Annotated in this window: 14 protein-coding genes; 8 read left to right on the forward strand and 6 right to left on the reverse strand. The window is 68.0% G+C overall.

Annotated elements, in window-relative coordinates; all coding sequences use genetic code 11:
- Nucleotides 1-9: 9 nt before the first annotated feature.
- Complete coding sequence (locus AC4HOU_RS25325) at nt 10-723, forward strand: DUF8020 domain-containing protein (protein ID WP_195021622.1); 714 nt, start codon at nt 10-12, stop codon at nt 721-723.
- Nucleotides 724-736: 13 nt separating this feature from the next.
- Here AC4HOU_RS25325 and AC4HOU_RS25330 read toward each other — a convergent pair whose 3' ends face one another.
- A complete protein-coding gene (locus AC4HOU_RS25330; protein WP_195021621.1) occupies nt 737-1777 on the reverse strand; it encodes a LacI family DNA-binding transcriptional regulator in 1041 nt (346 codons plus the stop codon).
- 399 nt (nt 1778-2176) lie between these two features.
- Between AC4HOU_RS25330 and AC4HOU_RS25335 the strand changes: the two genes are divergently transcribed.
- The 3 genes from AC4HOU_RS25335 to AC4HOU_RS25345 all read left to right on the forward strand — a co-directional run bounded on the left by AC4HOU_RS25335 (nt 2177) and on the right by AC4HOU_RS25345 (nt 7614).
- On the forward strand, nt 2177-3382 hold the full coding sequence (locus AC4HOU_RS25335; RefSeq protein WP_195021620.1) for an MFS transporter: 1206 nt from the start codon (nt 2177-2179) through the stop codon (nt 3380-3382).
- A gap of 216 nt (nt 3383-3598) precedes the next feature.
- Nucleotides 3599-5923, forward strand: a complete 2325-nt coding sequence (locus tag AC4HOU_RS25340; protein WP_195021619.1) for an alpha-L-rhamnosidase-related protein — start codon at nt 3599-3601, stop codon at nt 5921-5923.
- A gap of 68 nt (nt 5924-5991) precedes the next feature.
- A complete protein-coding gene (locus AC4HOU_RS25345) occupies nt 5992-7614 on the forward strand; it encodes a long-chain fatty acid--CoA ligase (RefSeq protein WP_195021618.1) in 1623 nt (540 codons plus the stop codon).
- A gap of 96 nt (nt 7615-7710) precedes the next feature.
- On the opposite strand, the gene AC4HOU_RS25350 is transcribed toward AC4HOU_RS25345, so the two are convergent.
- Nucleotides 7711-8583, reverse strand: a complete 873-nt coding sequence (locus tag AC4HOU_RS25350) for a DNA polymerase domain-containing protein (protein WP_490725443.1) — start codon at nt 8581-8583, stop codon at nt 7711-7713.
- A gap of 389 nt (nt 8584-8972) precedes the next feature.
- Between AC4HOU_RS25350 and AC4HOU_RS25355 the strand changes: the two genes are divergently transcribed.
- Entirely contained in the window at nt 8973-9332 is a 360-nt protein-coding gene (locus tag AC4HOU_RS25355; protein WP_163812700.1) for an MmcQ/YjbR family DNA-binding protein, read from the forward strand.
- A 137-nt stretch (nt 9333-9469) separates the two neighbouring features.
- Nucleotides 9470-10387, forward strand: coding sequence for an alpha/beta hydrolase (locus AC4HOU_RS25360; protein ID WP_195021617.1), 918 nt, complete (start codon nt 9470-9472; stop codon nt 10385-10387).
- 110 nt (nt 10388-10497) lie between these two features.
- Here AC4HOU_RS25360 and AC4HOU_RS25365 read toward each other — a convergent pair whose 3' ends face one another.
- Entirely contained in the window at nt 10498-11496 is a 999-nt protein-coding gene (locus tag AC4HOU_RS25365) for a HEAT repeat domain-containing protein (protein WP_195021616.1), read from the reverse strand.
- Between the two features lie 14 nt (nt 11497-11510).
- Entirely contained in the window at nt 11511-12173 is a 663-nt protein-coding gene (locus tag AC4HOU_RS25370; RefSeq protein WP_416383109.1) for a HEAT repeat domain-containing protein, read from the reverse strand.
- Nucleotides 12174-12322: 149 nt separating this feature from the next.
- Between AC4HOU_RS25370 and AC4HOU_RS25375 the strand changes: the two genes are divergently transcribed.
- Together AC4HOU_RS25375 and AC4HOU_RS25380 are read left to right on the forward strand one after the other, a co-directional pair.
- Complete coding sequence (locus tag AC4HOU_RS25375; RefSeq protein WP_163812692.1) at nt 12323-12733, forward strand: hypothetical protein; 411 nt, start codon at nt 12323-12325, stop codon at nt 12731-12733.
- A 454-nt stretch (nt 12734-13187) separates the two neighbouring features.
- A complete protein-coding gene (locus AC4HOU_RS25380; RefSeq protein WP_195021614.1) occupies nt 13188-14324 on the forward strand; it encodes a transcription termination factor Rho, short form in 1137 nt (378 codons plus the stop codon).
- 211 nt (nt 14325-14535) lie between these two features.
- Here the strand turns inward: AC4HOU_RS25380 and AC4HOU_RS25385 are convergent, their stop codons facing one another.
- Together AC4HOU_RS25385 and AC4HOU_RS25390 are read right to left on the reverse strand one after the other, a co-directional pair.
- Nucleotides 14536-15450 (reverse strand): CE1 family esterase, encoded by a 915-nt coding sequence (locus AC4HOU_RS25385; protein ID WP_194989368.1) that lies wholly within the window; start codon nt 15448-15450, stop codon nt 14536-14538.
- Nucleotides 15451-15695: 245 nt separating this feature from the next.
- Nucleotides 15696-16547, reverse strand: a complete 852-nt coding sequence (locus AC4HOU_RS25390) for an LLM class F420-dependent oxidoreductase (protein WP_194989369.1) — start codon at nt 16545-16547, stop codon at nt 15696-15698.
- Nucleotides 16548-16562 lie beyond the last annotated feature (15 nt).

Raw genomic sequence — 16562 nt, forward strand, 5'->3', positions numbered from 1 at the left:
AACATATCGATGAAGACTCGAACCACTGCTCTGGCCGCTGCCGCCCTGATCGGCACTCTCGGCGTCACGGCGGGTGCCGCCGACGCGACACCACAGGACGAAGCGATCGGTTACACCGCAACGCACCTCGGCGACCGCACCGAAATCACCATCGACGCGGGCACCTTCGTCGTGGAGAACGGGAAACTTCTGGTGCGGGCGCCGGGCGGGACAACTGTCGGCGGCACCGAATTGGCCTTCCGGGTGGATGATTTCGTCTTCCCCATCGCCGCCACGATCTCCGGCCATACCGCGACACTGACGCCGTTGTTCCAGCGTGAACATGCCTCGTATCGCCCGGTGGCCCTGCCGTTCGAGAATCAGGCGCCCTGGCGCACCGAGTACGAACGTGAGCAGGCCGCCTGGGCCCGGTTGACCAGCACGATTTCCGTCGGCGCGGCCGTGGGCACGCTGGTCGGCTCGCTCGGCGGCGCGGCCGTGGGCTGCGTACTCGGCGGTATCGCGGGCGCGACCGTCGCTGCCGCCGCGATCGTCGGCCTCTTCGGTGCGTTCCTGCCCGCCGCGGCCATCGGCTGCATCGGCGGGATCATGGCTGTGGGCGCCTTGGGAGCTGTGGCCGGGCAACTGCTGGTGACCGCGCCCGTGGTGGTCGCAGCCGCCGTCCAGTACTTCACCACGATCAACCAGCCGGCTCCTACTCCAGCCCCGGCTCCGGCGAAATGAGCCGCCGCACCGCTCATCCCGCGCCGCGGGTCGAGCGCCGCACCACCAGCTCGGGCGCGAACAGTACTTGCTCATGCCGGTGCTCGGTGTCGGAAACCTCGCTCAGGAGCAGATCCGCGGCCGTGCGGCCTAGCAGGGTGCGGGGCTGGCGCACCGAAGTCAGCGGTACCGCCGCCGCGGCGGCGAATTCGATGTCGTCGTATCCGACGATCGCCACGTCGTCGGGCACCCGCAGCCCCAGGCTCACACACTGCTGCAACAAGCCGAGCGCCAGGAGATCATTCGCGCAGAAGACCGCGGCCGGCCGGGATGCCGACGGTAGCCCGAGCAGGCGTTCGCCCGCGCGGATGCCTTCGGCCACCGTCAGCCCGGCGGTCGGGATATCGATGAGGCATTCCGCGCCGAGCCCGGCCCGCCGGAGGCCGCGCAGCGCTCCCGCGCGCCGGTCGCGCACCTGGCCGATCTCGGTGGGGCCGCCGACGAACGCGATCCGGCGGTGGCCGAGCTCGACGAGATGGTCGACCGCCAGTTCACCGCCGAGCACGTCGTCGACGGCAACCGAACAGTGGGTCTCGGCGTCGCGGTGGCGATCCACGATCACCACCGGGGTGCCGCGGGCGACCAGCTGGTCCAGCACGGCGGCATCCGGGTCGGTGGGGGTGATCAGAATGCCCTGCACGCGTTGCTCTTCCAATCGCGCCAGATACTCCTGCTCGCGATCGGCCCGGCCTGCGCTGTTACACAGAAACAGCGACAGACCGTTGGCCTGGGCCTGCTCCTCGATGCCCTGGGCGACATCCATGAAGAAGGGATTGGCGCCATCGATCATCACGTAGGCGAGCGTGCGGCTGGTGCCGGCCCGCAGTTGGCGGGCGAACTCGTTGCGCACGAATCCGAGCTGATCCATCGCGGCCTGCACCCGGGCCCTGGTGCTCGGGCTCACCGTGTCCGGCCGGTTCAGCACATTCGACACCGTGCCGAGGGACACACCCGCAGCTTCGGCGACATCGCGGACACGAATCCCGTGCCGGGCGTTCACCCGCCGAGAAGCCACAGCACTCCTTCCGTCCAGGCGCGGCGGATGTGCTCCGCATTCGGGCCGCCCTCATGCCGCGCGCTTTCGTCTCGCCCAGCATACGCGATCTGAATCGTTTCATCTCATGGCGGCAGCCGCGCTGTCGTTCCGGAGTCACCGCACTCGCCACACAGTCAACACAGGTCAAGTCCCCAAACGGCAAACCCGTTCACCGTGCTCGACCTGTGTGCCGATTCACTCCTCTTTGAGTGAATCGTTTCATTATCGGCCCGCGCCGGGTACGCTGCGACCCGATCGACGCTGATCGTCGAAGGTCACAGCACCCGCGCGGCCTCCCAGCGTGGAAAGCGAAGAACAATGGCACCTCCAACGACGGAGATCTCGGGCACTATCTGGTTCCGCTCGGGGATTGCCGGCATGGCCTCCTACCTCGATTCCGCGGCCATCGTGTCCAGCGGCGTTGCACTGGTCCTCTATCAGGACCCTTTGCACCTGAGCCGTGGCACGATCGGCGCGCTGTCCTCTGCACTCACATTTGCCATCGCGGCAGGTGCGCTGGTGGGCGGGCGGCTCGGCGACCGCTACGGGCGCCGCACCGTGTTCCTCGCAACCATGGGATTGCTGACGGCCGGGGCCGCACTGCTGGCCGCGGCCAACGGGCCGGGCATGCTCACCGCAGGCATGATCATGGTGGGGTTCGCCGCCGGCGCCGACCTGCCGGTCTCCCTGGCGATGATCTCGGAGGAGGCGCCCACCGGCGCGAAGGGCAAACTCGTCGGGCTGTCGCAAGTGCTGTGGTACATCGGGATCGTCGTCACCCAGGTGCTCGGCCTGCTGGTCGGTGACATGGGAGCAGCCGGCGCACGAATCCTGTACACGCACATCGCCGCCGTCGCACTGATCGTGCTGCTGCTCCGGCTCCGGGTGCCGGAATCGGCACAGTGGGTCGGCAGGCGCTTCGCCGCCGTCGACAACGGTGGCGTGACCATGTCCGTCCTGCGTGATCTGTTCCGGCCGCCCTACCTGGCACCATTCGTGGCCTTGACGCTGTTCTATTCGATGACCAACCTGGCCGCCAACACCAAGGGCCAGTTCGGCACCTACATGTATGTGAAGGTCGCCGGCAGCACAGTTCAGGTGGCCTCGGCGATCGGCCTCGCCATGCAGGCCGTCAGTATCGGGCTGGCCTTGTTGTTCATGCGCGTGGTCGACGGCCCGCATCGCATGCGGTGGTACGCCGCGGGCGTGGCAGGCCTGCTGCTGTATTTCGGATTGCCCGCACTTGCCGGGGTCAGCGTGTGGTCCCTGGCGATCGGCGGCTTGATCGGCGGTATCGGTGCCGCTTTCGCCTTCGAGGGCATCTACAAGGTGTGGACCCAGGAGAAGTTCCCGACCTTGCTGCGGGCCACCGCCCAAGGCGCGACCATCGCCTTCGCCCGCGTGCTCGCGGCAATCATGGCCCTGTGGACGCCGCTGCTCCTCGATCTGGGCCCACGAGCGCTGTTCGCCGCGCTCACCGTTCTGGTGGCCGCCGCCGCGGCTATCGGGTTCCGAATCGATCGCATGCCGCGTGCCGCCGAGCCTGGCACGACGGCATCCGATCTCGCACCGAGCCGCGCCTGACAGACGAGAAGGAGAACTCCTATGGTTCAGCACCCGACGACGCAGCCGGGGCGCGCAAGCGTTGCAGAACCCGTCCGGTGGCCGATCGCGTGGCATGGCCACTGGATCGGGCATCCGGACGAGGTCGAGACGCCGCGGGGATATACCCAGCTGACGCATTCGGTGCGCTCGGGGCCGGCACGTCACCTGTTCCGCCGCGAATTCACCCTGACTTCGGTGCCCGATCGAGCGCCCGCCCGACTGACCGCCGACTCCCGCTACGTGCTGCTCGTCAACGGCAAGGAAGTAGGCCGCGGCCCGGTGCGCTCGCAGCCTCGGCGGATGCGTTACGACGACTACGACCTGGCCCCCTTTCTGCGGCCGGGCGACAATGCCGTCACCGTGCTGGTCACCTATTACGCTGCGGCGAACTCGTTATGGCAACCAGCCGCGCCCAATGCGACGCTCGGCGCGCACGCAGTGGTGGTATTCGAATGCGAGCTCGACGGTCATTGGCTGGTCACCGACGAGCAGTGGCGAGTGCAGCGACTCACGGGCTGGACCATTGCGCCGCTCGTGGGATTCCATGATGTTCCGGTCGAGGTGGTCGATGCGCGCGCCATCCCGCCGGAGTGGGCACAGTGGCGCATCGACGACGCCTGGCCGGTGGCGGCGGTCGCCCGCGCAGGCCATCCCGGCGCACTGGCGCGATCACGGCCACCGACCGATCCGTACGGCGCTTTGCTGCCGCGTCCTATCGGGCCCCTCACCGGCGAGGCTTGCCGGCCCACCAGCTATCTCCTCTCCCCCGCCGTGGCATGCGATGCGCCGGTCGAGCATCCGGTCACCCAGGTCGAGGCCTTCTGCGCCACCCATACCGGACTCGACCATGCCGAAGTCGGCCAGCCGATTTCGTTTACGGCGGAGTCGGCGACGGCGCGGCTGGTCACCGTCGATTTCGGCCGAATCGTGTGCGGTTTCGTCGAATTCGATCTGCTGGCGCCACCGGGCACGCGGGTGGACCTGTGGTACCAGGAACGTCCGATCGACCCGGGGGTGCCGCGAACAATCGCGAATATCACCGGCGCCCGCTATATAGCGCGCGGCAGCGACGACCGTTTCCGCGCACTCGAGGTCAGCGGATTGCGCTATATCCGCCTGCTCGTCTCCTCGGACGTCCCCGGCGAGATCCAACTCAGCGGAATCCGGGTGCGCGAGCATCTGTACCCGCTGCGCGGCGACGCCTACTTCTCATCCAGCGATTCCGAACTGGACGCGCTCTACGCCGCCGGTCGCCGCACCGTGTGGCTGAATTCCGCCGATGCCTTCACCGATTGCCCGACCCGGGAACAGCGCGCCTGGGTGGGCGACGGAGTGGTTCATCAGATGGTTCACCTGACGACGTCGACGGATTGGTCGCTCGCACAGTGGTACCTCGAGCTGGCGAACTCCCCCCGGTCCGACGGAATGCTGCCGAAGAGCGTCGTCGGCGAGATGGAGTACAACGGCGGCGCCACCATTCCGGACTGGGCACTGCACTGGATTCACGGCGTGCACAACTGGTTTCGGTACTGTGGCGACCCCGAGACGCTGCGCTCGCTGCTTCCGGCTGCGGAGCAGATATTGCGCTGGTTTCTGCCGTACCGCGACGCCGGCGGTGTACTCACCGACGTGCCCGAATGGACCCTCGTCGACTGGTCGGCGATCTACCTGACCGGGGCGAGTTCCATCCTGACCGCGCTGTGGGCTCGCGGCCTGCGTGAGTTCGCGCAGATGAGCGATTATCTGGGCAACCGCGGCAACGCCGACTGGGCGAGAAGGCTGCTGGCAGATGCTGAAGCCGGCTTCGAAATCTTCTGGGACGCGCAACGCGGCACCTACATCGACCACGTGCTCGACGGCGTGCCACAGCCGCCCGCGTCGCAACTGGCCGGTGCGGCCGCGATCGTTTCCGGGCTGGCCCCGCGCGGTCGATGGACGTCCATCGCCGATTGGATCACAGATCGAGACCGTATGGTCGTCCGTACGTGGGTCGGCGGAGACGGCGGCTACGACGACGAGAAGATCGCCGAGCACATGCGTGGCATCCAGACCCTCACCTGGAACCCGCATACCGAGTCGGTCCGCGCGGAGCCGTTCGGCTCCTACCTTGTGCACGATGCGTTGGCCGAGTGCGGGCGCAAGGCCGATCTGGTTCGCGCACTGCGTGATTGGAGCGGCTTCCGGGCGGACGGGTACGACACATTCGGCGAATGCTGGGGCTGGGGTACCCCGGCACACGGCTGGAGCGCGACACCGACTCGCGACCTCGTCCAGTATCTGCTCGGGATCCAACCAGACGAGCCCGGCTTCGCCTCGGCACGGATCGCTCCGGCATTCGGCACGGTCGCTGAATTCCGCGGCGCGGCCCCGACGCCACAGGGATTGCTGCACGTCTCGGTCAGCGGCGGCTCGGCCATCGTCGAGAGCCCTGTCCCGTTCACTTTCATCCACGGTGACGGACGAGCCTCGAGGCATGCCGCCGGCACCGCGACGTTCGGCGCGGACAATATCGCAACTTGACTTGCGTTACTTGATCACGCCCACCTACTGTAGATATCGCAAGTCATCTTGCGATAGGAGAGGTTCTCATGCGAAGCACGATGCAGGACGTCGAACTGTCGGTGAGCCGGTTGCTGCGCTATGGCAGCACCGTGCACGCCGGGGCGCAGGTGACCACGTGGACCGAGTTCGGTCCGCGGGTCCGTAGCTTCGGTGAGATCGGCCGGCGCTGCGCCCAACTCGCACACGCACTGCGCGAACTCGGCATCAGCGGTGACCAGCGGGTCGCGACCTTCATGTGGAACAACGCCGAACATCTGGAGGCCTATCTGGCGGTGCCTGCCATGGGCGCGGTATTGCACACCCTCAACATCCGGCTGTTCCCCGACCAGCTCGTGCACGTCGCCGAACATGCCGAAGACCAGGTGATCATCGCCGACGCATCACTGCTGCCGCTGCTGGTTCCGCACCTGCCGCGACTGACCAGCCTGCGTCATCTGATCGTGACCGGCGACGATCCTGCGGCAGCCGGCGAAGCACCCGACGGCGTTCAGGTGCACAGCTATGAGCAGCTGCTGGCAGGTCGTGCCACCGACTTCGACTGGCCGCCGCTCGACGAACGCAGCGCCGCCGCCATGTGCTACACCTCCGGTACCACCGGCGATCCGAAAGGCGTTGTCTACTCGCATCGTTCGATCTACCTGCACTCGATGCAGGTCTGCATGACCGATGCGACGCGGCTCGCCCAGGGTGATCGCGCACTGGTGGTCGTGCCCCAATTCCATGCCATGGCTTGGGGATTGCCCTATGCGGCGTTCCTCATCGGCGCCTCCCTGCTGATGCCGGACCGGTTCCTGCAACCGGCTCCGCTGGCTGCGATGATCGCCGCCGAGAAGCCCGATTTCGCGGCCGCCGTGCCAACCATCTGGCAGGGCCTGCATCTGTACCTGCGCGATAATCCGGCCGATATCTCCTCGCTACGCGAGGTGCTCATCGGCGGTTCCGCCGTACCGCCTGCCCTCATGCACGCGTTCGCGGACGAGTACGGGGTCGAGGTGCTGCATGCGTGGGGTATGACCGAAACCTCCCCGCTCGGCTCGGTCGCGCGTCCGCCTGCCGATGCCACCGGCGAGCGGCGCTGGAGGTATCGCTACTCGCAGGGCCGATTCCCTGCCTCGGTCGAAGCCCGCCTCGTCGCCGCCGACGGCACCCTCGTCCCGCACGACGGAGCCGGGCTCGGCGAACTCGAAGTCCGCGGTCCATGGATCACCGGTTCGTACTACGGCGTCGACGCGGCCGACAAGTTCCACGACGGCTGGTTGCGCACCGGTGACGTCGGGTCCATCAGTTCGGACGGGTACCTCACCCTTTCCGACCGCACCAAGGACATCATCAAATCCGGCGGCGAGTGGATCTCTTCGGTCGATCTCGAGAACGCCGTCATGGCCCACCCGGGCGTGGCCGAAGCGGCCGTCGTCGCCATCCCGGACCCCACGTGGGACGAACGGCCGCTGGCCGTCGTCGTGCTGCGTGATCCGGCGACTACCGCCGGCGAGGTACGGCAGTTCCTCGCGGACAAGGTCGCCAAATGGCAGTTGCCGGAAAACTGGGCGATCGTCGACGAAGTGCCCAAGACCAGCGTCGGAAAGTTCGACAAGAAGCGTTTGCGCGCCGACTACGAATCAGGTGCGCTCTCGGTCATCCGGCTCTGATCGCGCCCGGTCATTCCGCTCGCCGGGCCCGCGCCCGTCGCTTACCCTCGTGCATGGCCTGCACTCGCGCTACCGGGATCGTGTGCCCCTCGTCTATCAGGTCTTGCGGAAGTTCTTGCGGAGCAGGCATTTCCGAACGCCATGGGTCGTTGTCGCCGAGCAGCTCCGGTCCGGTCCGGATCGGATCGTGAAATCGGCCGGCGTCACGTTGTCCAGTTCCGCCCACGGCAGCGGGAAGGAGACGGTGACGCCGGGGCGGATGCGCGGGCTGTAGGCCGCGGCGACGGTGGCGCCGCCGGACCGGGTGGCGTCGAGGAAGACCTTGCCGTGGCGGTCCTCGCGGATGAAGGCGGTGGTGGCGATCGAGGGGTCGATGCGTTCGGCGCGGGCCGCGACCGCCCGCGTGGCCGCGGCGGCGTCCTCGACATCGATACCCGCCACGACCGGCACGAAGACGTGCAGCCCCTTGGAACCGCTCGTCTTCACCGCGCCCGCCAGCCCGTCGGCGGCCAGCGCCTCCCGGATCAGGCGGGCACCGGCTACCGCGTCGGCGAAGGTCTGGCCCGGTGCGGGATCGAGATCGAGCACGAGGTGCGTGGGTGCGGGCGCGGACTCGGCGTAGTACAGGGTCGGGTGATATTCGACGGCACGCTGATTGCCGAACCAGATCAACGTCCGCAGATCGTCGCACAGCGCGTAGCTGATCTCGCGCCGCGAACTCTCCGCCCACACGGTCGTTCGCGCCACCCACTCCGGCGTGTATTTCGGGAGATTCTTCTGCATGAACGGCTCCTGCCCCGGCCGCACTCGCACCACCGAGAGTGGCCGCCCGCGAAGCACTCGGAGCAGCCGCTCACCGGCGAACTCCAGATAGTTCAGCAAATCGCCCTTGCTCGCGTCGGCCCGATCGAACAAGGGTTGATCGAGGTTGGACAGTTCGACACCGTGACGCGTCAGATCTCCCGTCATCGCTCCACACTCCCCCGCCACCGGCCGGCCGTCAACGAAGCCGCGCCGACCCCACCCGTTCGACGCCACCGCTGTGCGGCGCACCGTGTTGCGGGAACTCGAACCCGAGCACGTCATCCTCGGTTGCGTGTTGACGACGGCCTGGCCGGACAAATGCCGGCTAGCCGACTCAGGCGGATACTTATCCGGGAGCACTAGGCCGCGGGATGCGTGGCCACCGATCCACACACCTCATGGCCGACGGGCGCACCGATCCACCGTCGGCTGGGCCTGACCTCGACGGCGCACCGCGGGTCTCTCGATAGGGTCATAGACAGGGAGAGCCCGGTGTGCCGCGAGTAAAGACGGCCTGCTGCGATCGCTCCCGACTGCCGAAGGAAGGCCCGAGCATGGCACTACTCGACGACGTTCGGCCGCTGGGCACCGAGCTCGAGCGGTCGTACGAGGTGTATGTGCGCGGCAGGTTGAAGTTCCGCGTCGGGCAGATCGTTTATGTCGCGTTCTCCCTGGATGAGACGGAGATGGGCTTCGCGTTCCCGAAGGAGGAGCGGGCGGCCCTCGTCGCGAGCGAACCGCACAAGTTCCAGCTGCCGTCTGCGGCGGACATGCGGTTCAACTGGGTGCACGCCGATCTCGCCGCCCTGGACCGAGCCGAGGCGCGCGAGCTGGTCGTGGACGCTTGGCGCATGGTGGTCCCCCAGAAGGTTTCTCGCGCCTATGATCTCGCGCATCCCGACGGTCCGGGGTGACAGTGAGCATGCACGCGCGGTACATGCGCCTCGGACTGGGGCGGGACGAGGTGTGGCCGAAGCTATCGCGCGCGCGAATGGCCGGGTCGCCGCTTCGGGGCCGATGGATCGCGTCGGCTCGAGTACCGTGAGTGTTCATGCGACTCGCACTAGACCATCTGATCGATCCCCGCCTGCGGCCTCTCGTCGACGAGTCGCGTGGGTTCTACGAAAACCGAACCCCGGGACGAGGGCCGAGGAATGTCGAGGAGCTTCGTGAGGTCCGGGCCGGTGCCGGTGGCCATCCTTCAGTGGATCCACCAGCGGTCGACGAGGTGGTGGAGGCCGAAGGGCGCTCGGTGCCGGTGCGGATTCATCTGCCCGTGAGCGCGACGGTGAACGGAGTGTTCTTGGAGTTCCATGGGGGCGGGTTCTACATGGGGTCGGCCGCCGGCAGCGATGTGCGGAATCGGCGGCTCGCGGATGCGCTGGGGATCGCGGTGGTGAGCGTGGATTACCGGCTCGCCCCGGAGAATCCGTGGCCGGCCGCGCCCGATGATGGCGAAACCGCCGCGCTGTGGCTGGTGGAGCACGCCGAACGGCGCTTCGGCACCGAGAAGCTCGCGGTGGGCGGGTTCTCGGCGGGATCGACGCTGGCGATGACGACGCTGTTGCGGCTGCGCGAGCGCGGGGTCGACGCATTCGACTGTGCCGTATTGCAATTCGGGACGTACGATCTGAGCGCCCAGACACCGGCGGGGCGTCTGATCGCGGACGAGTACTTCCTCGAGGCCTATGCGGGGGCGGCGCCGGACCGCACCCATCCTGATATCTCGCCGATCTACGCCGAACCAGCCGGTCTGCCGCCCATTCTCATGGTTGTCGGCGAGCAGGACATTCTGCTGCACGACAATCTCGCCATGGCAGCCCGGCTGTCGGCGTCCGGGGCCGAGGTCGACCTGCGTATCTATCCCGGTGCACCGCACGGGTTCACCGGACATCCGACGCCGATGGCGCAGGCCGCGCTGGACGATATCGAGGCCTGGCTCGGCAGTCGACTCGACCGAGCAGCCTGACACCGGCGACAACAGGCGGGGCACGTCATCCGGGGCGGGTGTGGTCGAGGACTTCGCAAGGCGTTACACCCTCGGAGGCCGCGGGGGCGCGAGCTCCCGGTGCCAGCGACTCATTCTTCCGGGCCGGACGTCCCCCGCAGGACGGCGACGGCCGTTGCGGCGACCCACCCATCGTCGTCCCCGCTCAACTCGGTCAGCGCCTGACGGGCGGCGGGCGCGGGGATCTCGCCCAGCGCCTGCGTGATCCGCAGACGCGTCGGCCGGTCGTCGGTGTCGAGGCGGTGTCGCAGGGCGGCGACGATGTCGTCGGCCGCGGTTGCCGCCAGCACGCCGAGCGTCTCGGCCGCCTCGACGTCGGCGCGGCCTTCGGTCACCATCTCCAGCAGGTGCGGCATCGCCTCGGTGACGTGACGGGAACCGAGAACCACGGCGGCACGGTCCCGGACCGCCACATCGGGATCGCCCAGCGCGCGGCGCAGCACGGCCGTGGCCTCGGCGGTCGGCACGTCCGCGATCGCGGCCACCGCACGGCGCCGGACCTCGGGTTTCGGCGAATCCAACCCTGCGGCGAGGTCGTCGAGGCCGGCACCGGCTGCCCGCGCCAACGACCAGCGCAGGGCGCCCGCGACATTGAGGTCCTCCTCCGACAGCGCTGCCGCTACCAGCGCGTCGACCGGTAACGTCGCGCCCTCGTACTGGGCCAGCACCGCTTGTTGCCGGTCGGCCCCCGAATCCGACTCCAGGGCATGCAGCAGGGTGACGACGCTCAGCACCGCCTCCCACTGCTCGGGTGCGGCCGCGTCCACGCGCTCGAGTTTCCTGAGCAGATCCTGCTCGGCCGCGATCCTGGCGCGGGTGCGCCGGACCAGCTGCTCCACCATGTCTCCGGGCGTGAAGCCGGGATCGTCGAGGGCGCGTTTGGCTTCGGTCAGCGACAACCCGAGGGTGCGCAGGCATTCGACATGGAAGAGGCGACGGATGTCGTCGGCGGAGTACTCGCGGTAGCCGCTCGCGGTGCGCACCGATGGCGTCACCAAGCCCAGCGCGTCGTAGTGACGCAACATCCGGGTGCTGACGCCGGAGCGCCGCGAGACCTCACCGATCAACATGCCGTCGCCTCCTGTCATGCGTTCTGGCCCAGCGCGGCGGCGCGCTTGGCCAGCTCGACCGACGACGCGAACCCGCTGTCGGGGTCGAGCCGCAACTGTTCGCTCGCCTCGGCGTGGGCGCGCACGTGCGGGTCGGGATGCGTCATCGCCGCGGCCAAGGCGGGTGCGGCGGCGTCGCCGAGCGCGGCGAAAGCGCGGCTGAGACTCAACCACATCTGGTGGTCGCCGCGGCCCAGAGCAGCTGCCAGGTCGTAGGCCAGTCCGCTCTCCGCGCCGGACGGAACCAGCACCGCGGCCGCGCGCCAGGCACTCACCGCCACGTCGTCGTGCTCGTCGTGCAGCAGGGCCGACACCACCGGCCATGCACTCGGATCGCCGATCTTGGACAGGGTGTGCAGCGCCTGGCTGCGGGCCTGCGGGGTCTCGGAATCGAGCTCGGCGAGCAGCAGCGGCAGCGTGAGCTCGGCAGGCAGGCGGCACAATGCCCAGGTCAGCATGTCCCGGACGAAGAAGTCCGGTTCGATCGCGCACCGATCGATGAGGATCCGGGCCAGCCGTGGATCGCCGACTGTGCCGGCCGACAGCGTCGCTCGCAGTCGAACCGACGAATCCGGGGCAGCGAGGGCATCGACGAGGCGGACATCCACCTCATGGTTGGTTGTGTTCACGACAACCACCTCCTTCGCCGGATCACTCAAGTCCTTGTCACAGTGTCAAGGTCAAGGCGGGAAGTCACGCGCCGCCCTGGCGCGCCGCCGTCCGATCGTCACCGGCACCGAGTCGACTCCGCCGAGGCGGGTACTCCCTGGTCGAAAGGAGGTTCGCCATGAGCACTTCCCCATCGGGCCGCCGGATGTCACGCACATGGCTCGCCGCGGTAATCGCCGCGGCCGCCGTGCTGGGTGCGTGTTCCGACGATTCCGGTGACGAACCGGCGTCTCAGCCCCCACCACAACCGTCCGTCGAGGAGGTCGGCCCGGTCGCCGCCGGTTATCTGTGCGACATGCTGCTCGTCGACACCGCTACCTGGCGGGAGCACCCGGATGTCGGGCTGATCTCTTTCGAGGGTCACGTCCGGACCTGGGCCGCCGAATACCAGAACTTCGAGGGCGCCATCATCCGGGACCATTCCTTCATCGACGCCGTGACGATCCACTACTGCCCCGACGTGCGCGACCAGACGCTGGAAGCCCTCCGCCTGGACAGCTTGTCCTCCGGGCTCATCGGCTACACCTGAGCGCATGCGCGAACCGCTCTCCGTCATGGCGGAGCGAGTGATATCGGTGTGGCCGATGACTCGGTGATTGGCTCCGACAGCCGCGCCACGCCGTCGTCCGTCGCCGAGGCCGGACCGGTGACCGTCGTGATATCCGGTCATGACCACGGCCGCCCAAGAGCGCGCGATATCCGTGGGTTACTGGGCCTCGGCGCGGCGAATGCGACGCCGGGAACAATCGGGCAGCCTTGCGTGTTATCACGATCAGCGCTACGGTAGGCGCGTCTCCATCTTGTGGATGCAGGTGACTGGTCCCTCCCACAAGAGTTCGATTCATCTCCACGGATTCGTATCCCGTGCCCTCGGCATCATGGCCCTCCGAACAGGGCCGGCCGCGCGCTCCATTCAGCGCGATTGCGCAGGCGATTCTCGTACCGGCCTGCCTCCACCGATCCACTCCTCTAGGAGAAAACCCATGCAGAACAACCATATTCAGGAACCCGAAGCTCAACACGCAGCGGTCTCCGGAATCCTCGACATCACCGATAAACATGCCACGCTGCGCGTCGACGGCTACCTGCCCGGACCGGGCGACGTCCACGTGCCTGCGCGCCTGATCCGCGAATACGGGCTCCGCCGCGGCGATACCGTCATCGGCGTCGCCGGTTCCAGCGACGGCGTGAAACTCGCACCACTGATCCGCATCGACGCCGTCAACGGCATACCGCCCGGCAAGGCCAGTTCTCGGCCGCACTTCGGCGACCTCGTCCCGATCTACCCGCGAGACCGGCTGCGACTGGAGACGGAGGCACACGAAATGACTACGCGTGCCACCGATCTCGTCATGCCGATCGGCAAAGGACAGCGCGCCATGATCGTCGCCCCGCCGAAGGCAGGCAAAACCTCTGTCCTGCAATCCATCGCCCACGGTATCGCCAAGAATCATCCGGAATGCCACCTGATGCTCGTGCTGGTCGGCGAACGCCCGGAGGAGGTGACCGACCTCTCGCGCGCAGTGCCCGCCGAGGTCGCCGCCGCCACCTTCGACCAGCCCGCCCGCGAACACATCGCACTCGCCGAACTGGCCATCGAACACGCCAAACGCCTGGTCGAAATGGGCCGCGACGTCGTCGTGCTACTGGATTCGCTGACCCGCCTCGCCCGGGCCTACAACCTGGCGGCCACCGGTTCCGGCCGAATCCTCTCCGGCGGCGTCGACGCCGGCGCGCTCGCACCACCGAAAAAATTCCTCGGCGCGGCCCGCAACATCGAGAACGGCGGATCCTTGACCATCATCGCCACCGCACTTGTCGAAACCGGATCCCTCGCCGACACCGTCATCTTCGAGGAATACAAGGGCACCGGCAATGCCGAACTGAAACTCGACCGACAGCTCGCCGACCGCCGCACCTTCCCCGCCATCGACATCGACCGCTCCAGCACCCGCAAGGAAGAACTCCTGCTCACCCCCGAAGAACTCACCGCCACCCACTCACTGCGCAAAACGCTCGCCACCCGAGAACCCCAGCAAGCCCTGGAACTGCTGCTCACCGGGCTCAGGCAGACCGACTCGAATGCCGAATTCCTCCACCAGATCCGCACTTCCAGTTGATCCGCGCCGCGGGCGACGACCGCCCGGCCGGGCAAGGCGAGAAGGCAACGCGGCCCCGCCACCCGCGGTGCGACTCCCCTGGCGACCGCCGCGGCCACGTCGCCGCGCACAGTCCGTCCCGACGCCACCGCGACGACGACTGCCCTGCGCCGGAACACCGAGGTGGCGGTCGTCGGCGCGAACAGCGACGCACCGGCGACCGCCGCTCCCCCTACGGAAGCCGGTTCCCGTCGAACAACTGCCACATGCGGTTGCGCACGGACGCTCCGGCGGGATCGGCGGGCCAGTCGTGGGCCTTGCTCACGTCGTCCGGACCGTCGTAGAGGCGGTAGACGACTTCGGTTCCCGCCGCACAGTCGAAGCGCTGGCCGCGCAGCACGCCCGCGCCGGATTCGGTGTGCTCGGTGCCGCAGTCGTTCATCATCAGCCAGTGGTCGCGGTGTTGTTCGGCGAGCCACTGCCAGATGATCGGGTCGTTGTCGTTGACCATGACGGCGTAGGAGATCGGGCGCGAAGCCGGGCAGTCGGCGGCGTCCCATGCGCCTTTCGCGCCGGCCCAGACCGCGGCCGAGGCGATCCACGCGGCGCCCTCGCAGGCCATCCGGGTGGTCATCTGGCCGCCGTTGGAGTGGCCGACGACATGGACGCGGTCAGGCGCGACGCAGTAGGTACCCGCGATGTGTTCGGCGACGCTGCGGAGATAGGCGACGTCCGGGCCGACGTTGCGCGCGAACTCCCACGCCCATTTGCCCGCACCACCGTCGGGTTTGCTGCCGCGCGGGTAGGCGACGATGACCTTGTTGGTCTTGGCGAACCCGGTCCAGCCGGACTCGCCCTCGAATTTGGCCGGATTGCTCTGGCCCCCGTGCAGGGCGATGATCAGCGGCGCGGGGCCGGTGAGGCCCGCCGGAACGAACAACCGGTAGGTGCGAACCGCGCCGGTCGAGTCGGCGAGGTCCACTTCCTTGGCTTCGTTACCGGTCGGCGTGGTGGAACAGGACGGCCCGGGCGGCGGCAGCGGCCCCGGACCCGCCGCGTGGGCCGGCGGACCGGTGAGGGTGACCGCGAGCATCGCTCCGGCGGCGGCCACGACCAGTCTGCCGATTCTCGATGTCGATGACTGCATAGTCGAACTCCCTTGCGCAGCCGAGTTTTTCCCGACTACAACACAATCACACCCGACGGCGACGCAAGACCATAATGTCGGCGGCAGGTGGACACCGGCTCCCCCTCGGCACACATCGTCCGCGAGCGCCCATCATTGCGTCGGTGCCCTCGTCCGGGAGACGACACGGAGCCGGAGGTGCCGACGCGATGAGCCCGCAGCCGCCCGAACCGGACGACTCGCCCGGTCGGACGACGCAACGCCTGCTAGCGCTGCCCCTGGAGTTTCCCGGCGAGCTGTTCGATGAACGCGCGCACCTCGTCGGTGTCCGCGTCCGGTAGCGAGAACACCACCTCGGCAACGCCGATATCGCGCCAGTGGCTCAGCGTGCCGGGGTCGGGTTCGTCGGCGAGCACGACGACGCGTGGGTCACCGGTGCGGCCGGCGTCGCGCCACATCTTCGCCAATTGCCGCACACCCGAGTCGATATCGCGCTCGATAGGTGTGGTGATCCAGCCATCGGCCGAGCGCACGATCCACGCGAAAATCTTCTCGGTGCCCGCGGCCCCGACCAGAATGGGCGGGCGCGGCCGTTGTTTCGGCTTCGGCCAGGCCCAGCTGGGCCCGAAGCCGACGTATTCGCCGTCATAGGCCGCCTCGTCCTCGGTCCACAGCGCGCCCATCGCCTCCAGGTATTCGCGCAGCACGGTGCGCCGTTTGTTCGGCGGCACACCGTGATCGGCGAGTTCTTCGAGATTCCAGCCGTAGCCGACACCGAAGACCACTCGGCCGCCGGACAAGTGATCCAGCGTCGCGACGGTCTTGGCGAGGGCGATCGGATCGTGTTCGAGCGGCAGCGCCACCGAGGTGCCGAGACCGATCCGGGTGGTGACGGCGGCAGCCGTGCCCAGCGCGACCCACGGGTCGAGAGTGCGCATATAGCGGTCGTCGGGCAGGGTTTCGTCGCCGGTGGCGGGGTGGTCGGAGGTGCGGGCCACCGGAATATGGGTGTGTTCGGGGACGTAGAAGGTGTCGAAACCGTGGTCCTCGGCCGATTTCGCCGCGTCGGCGGGCGAGATTCCGCGATCGCTGGTGAACAGCGACAGACCGAACTTCATGATGCTCCTACCGGT

It is taken from the genome of Nocardia sp. JCM 38205 (assembly GCF_058222935.1).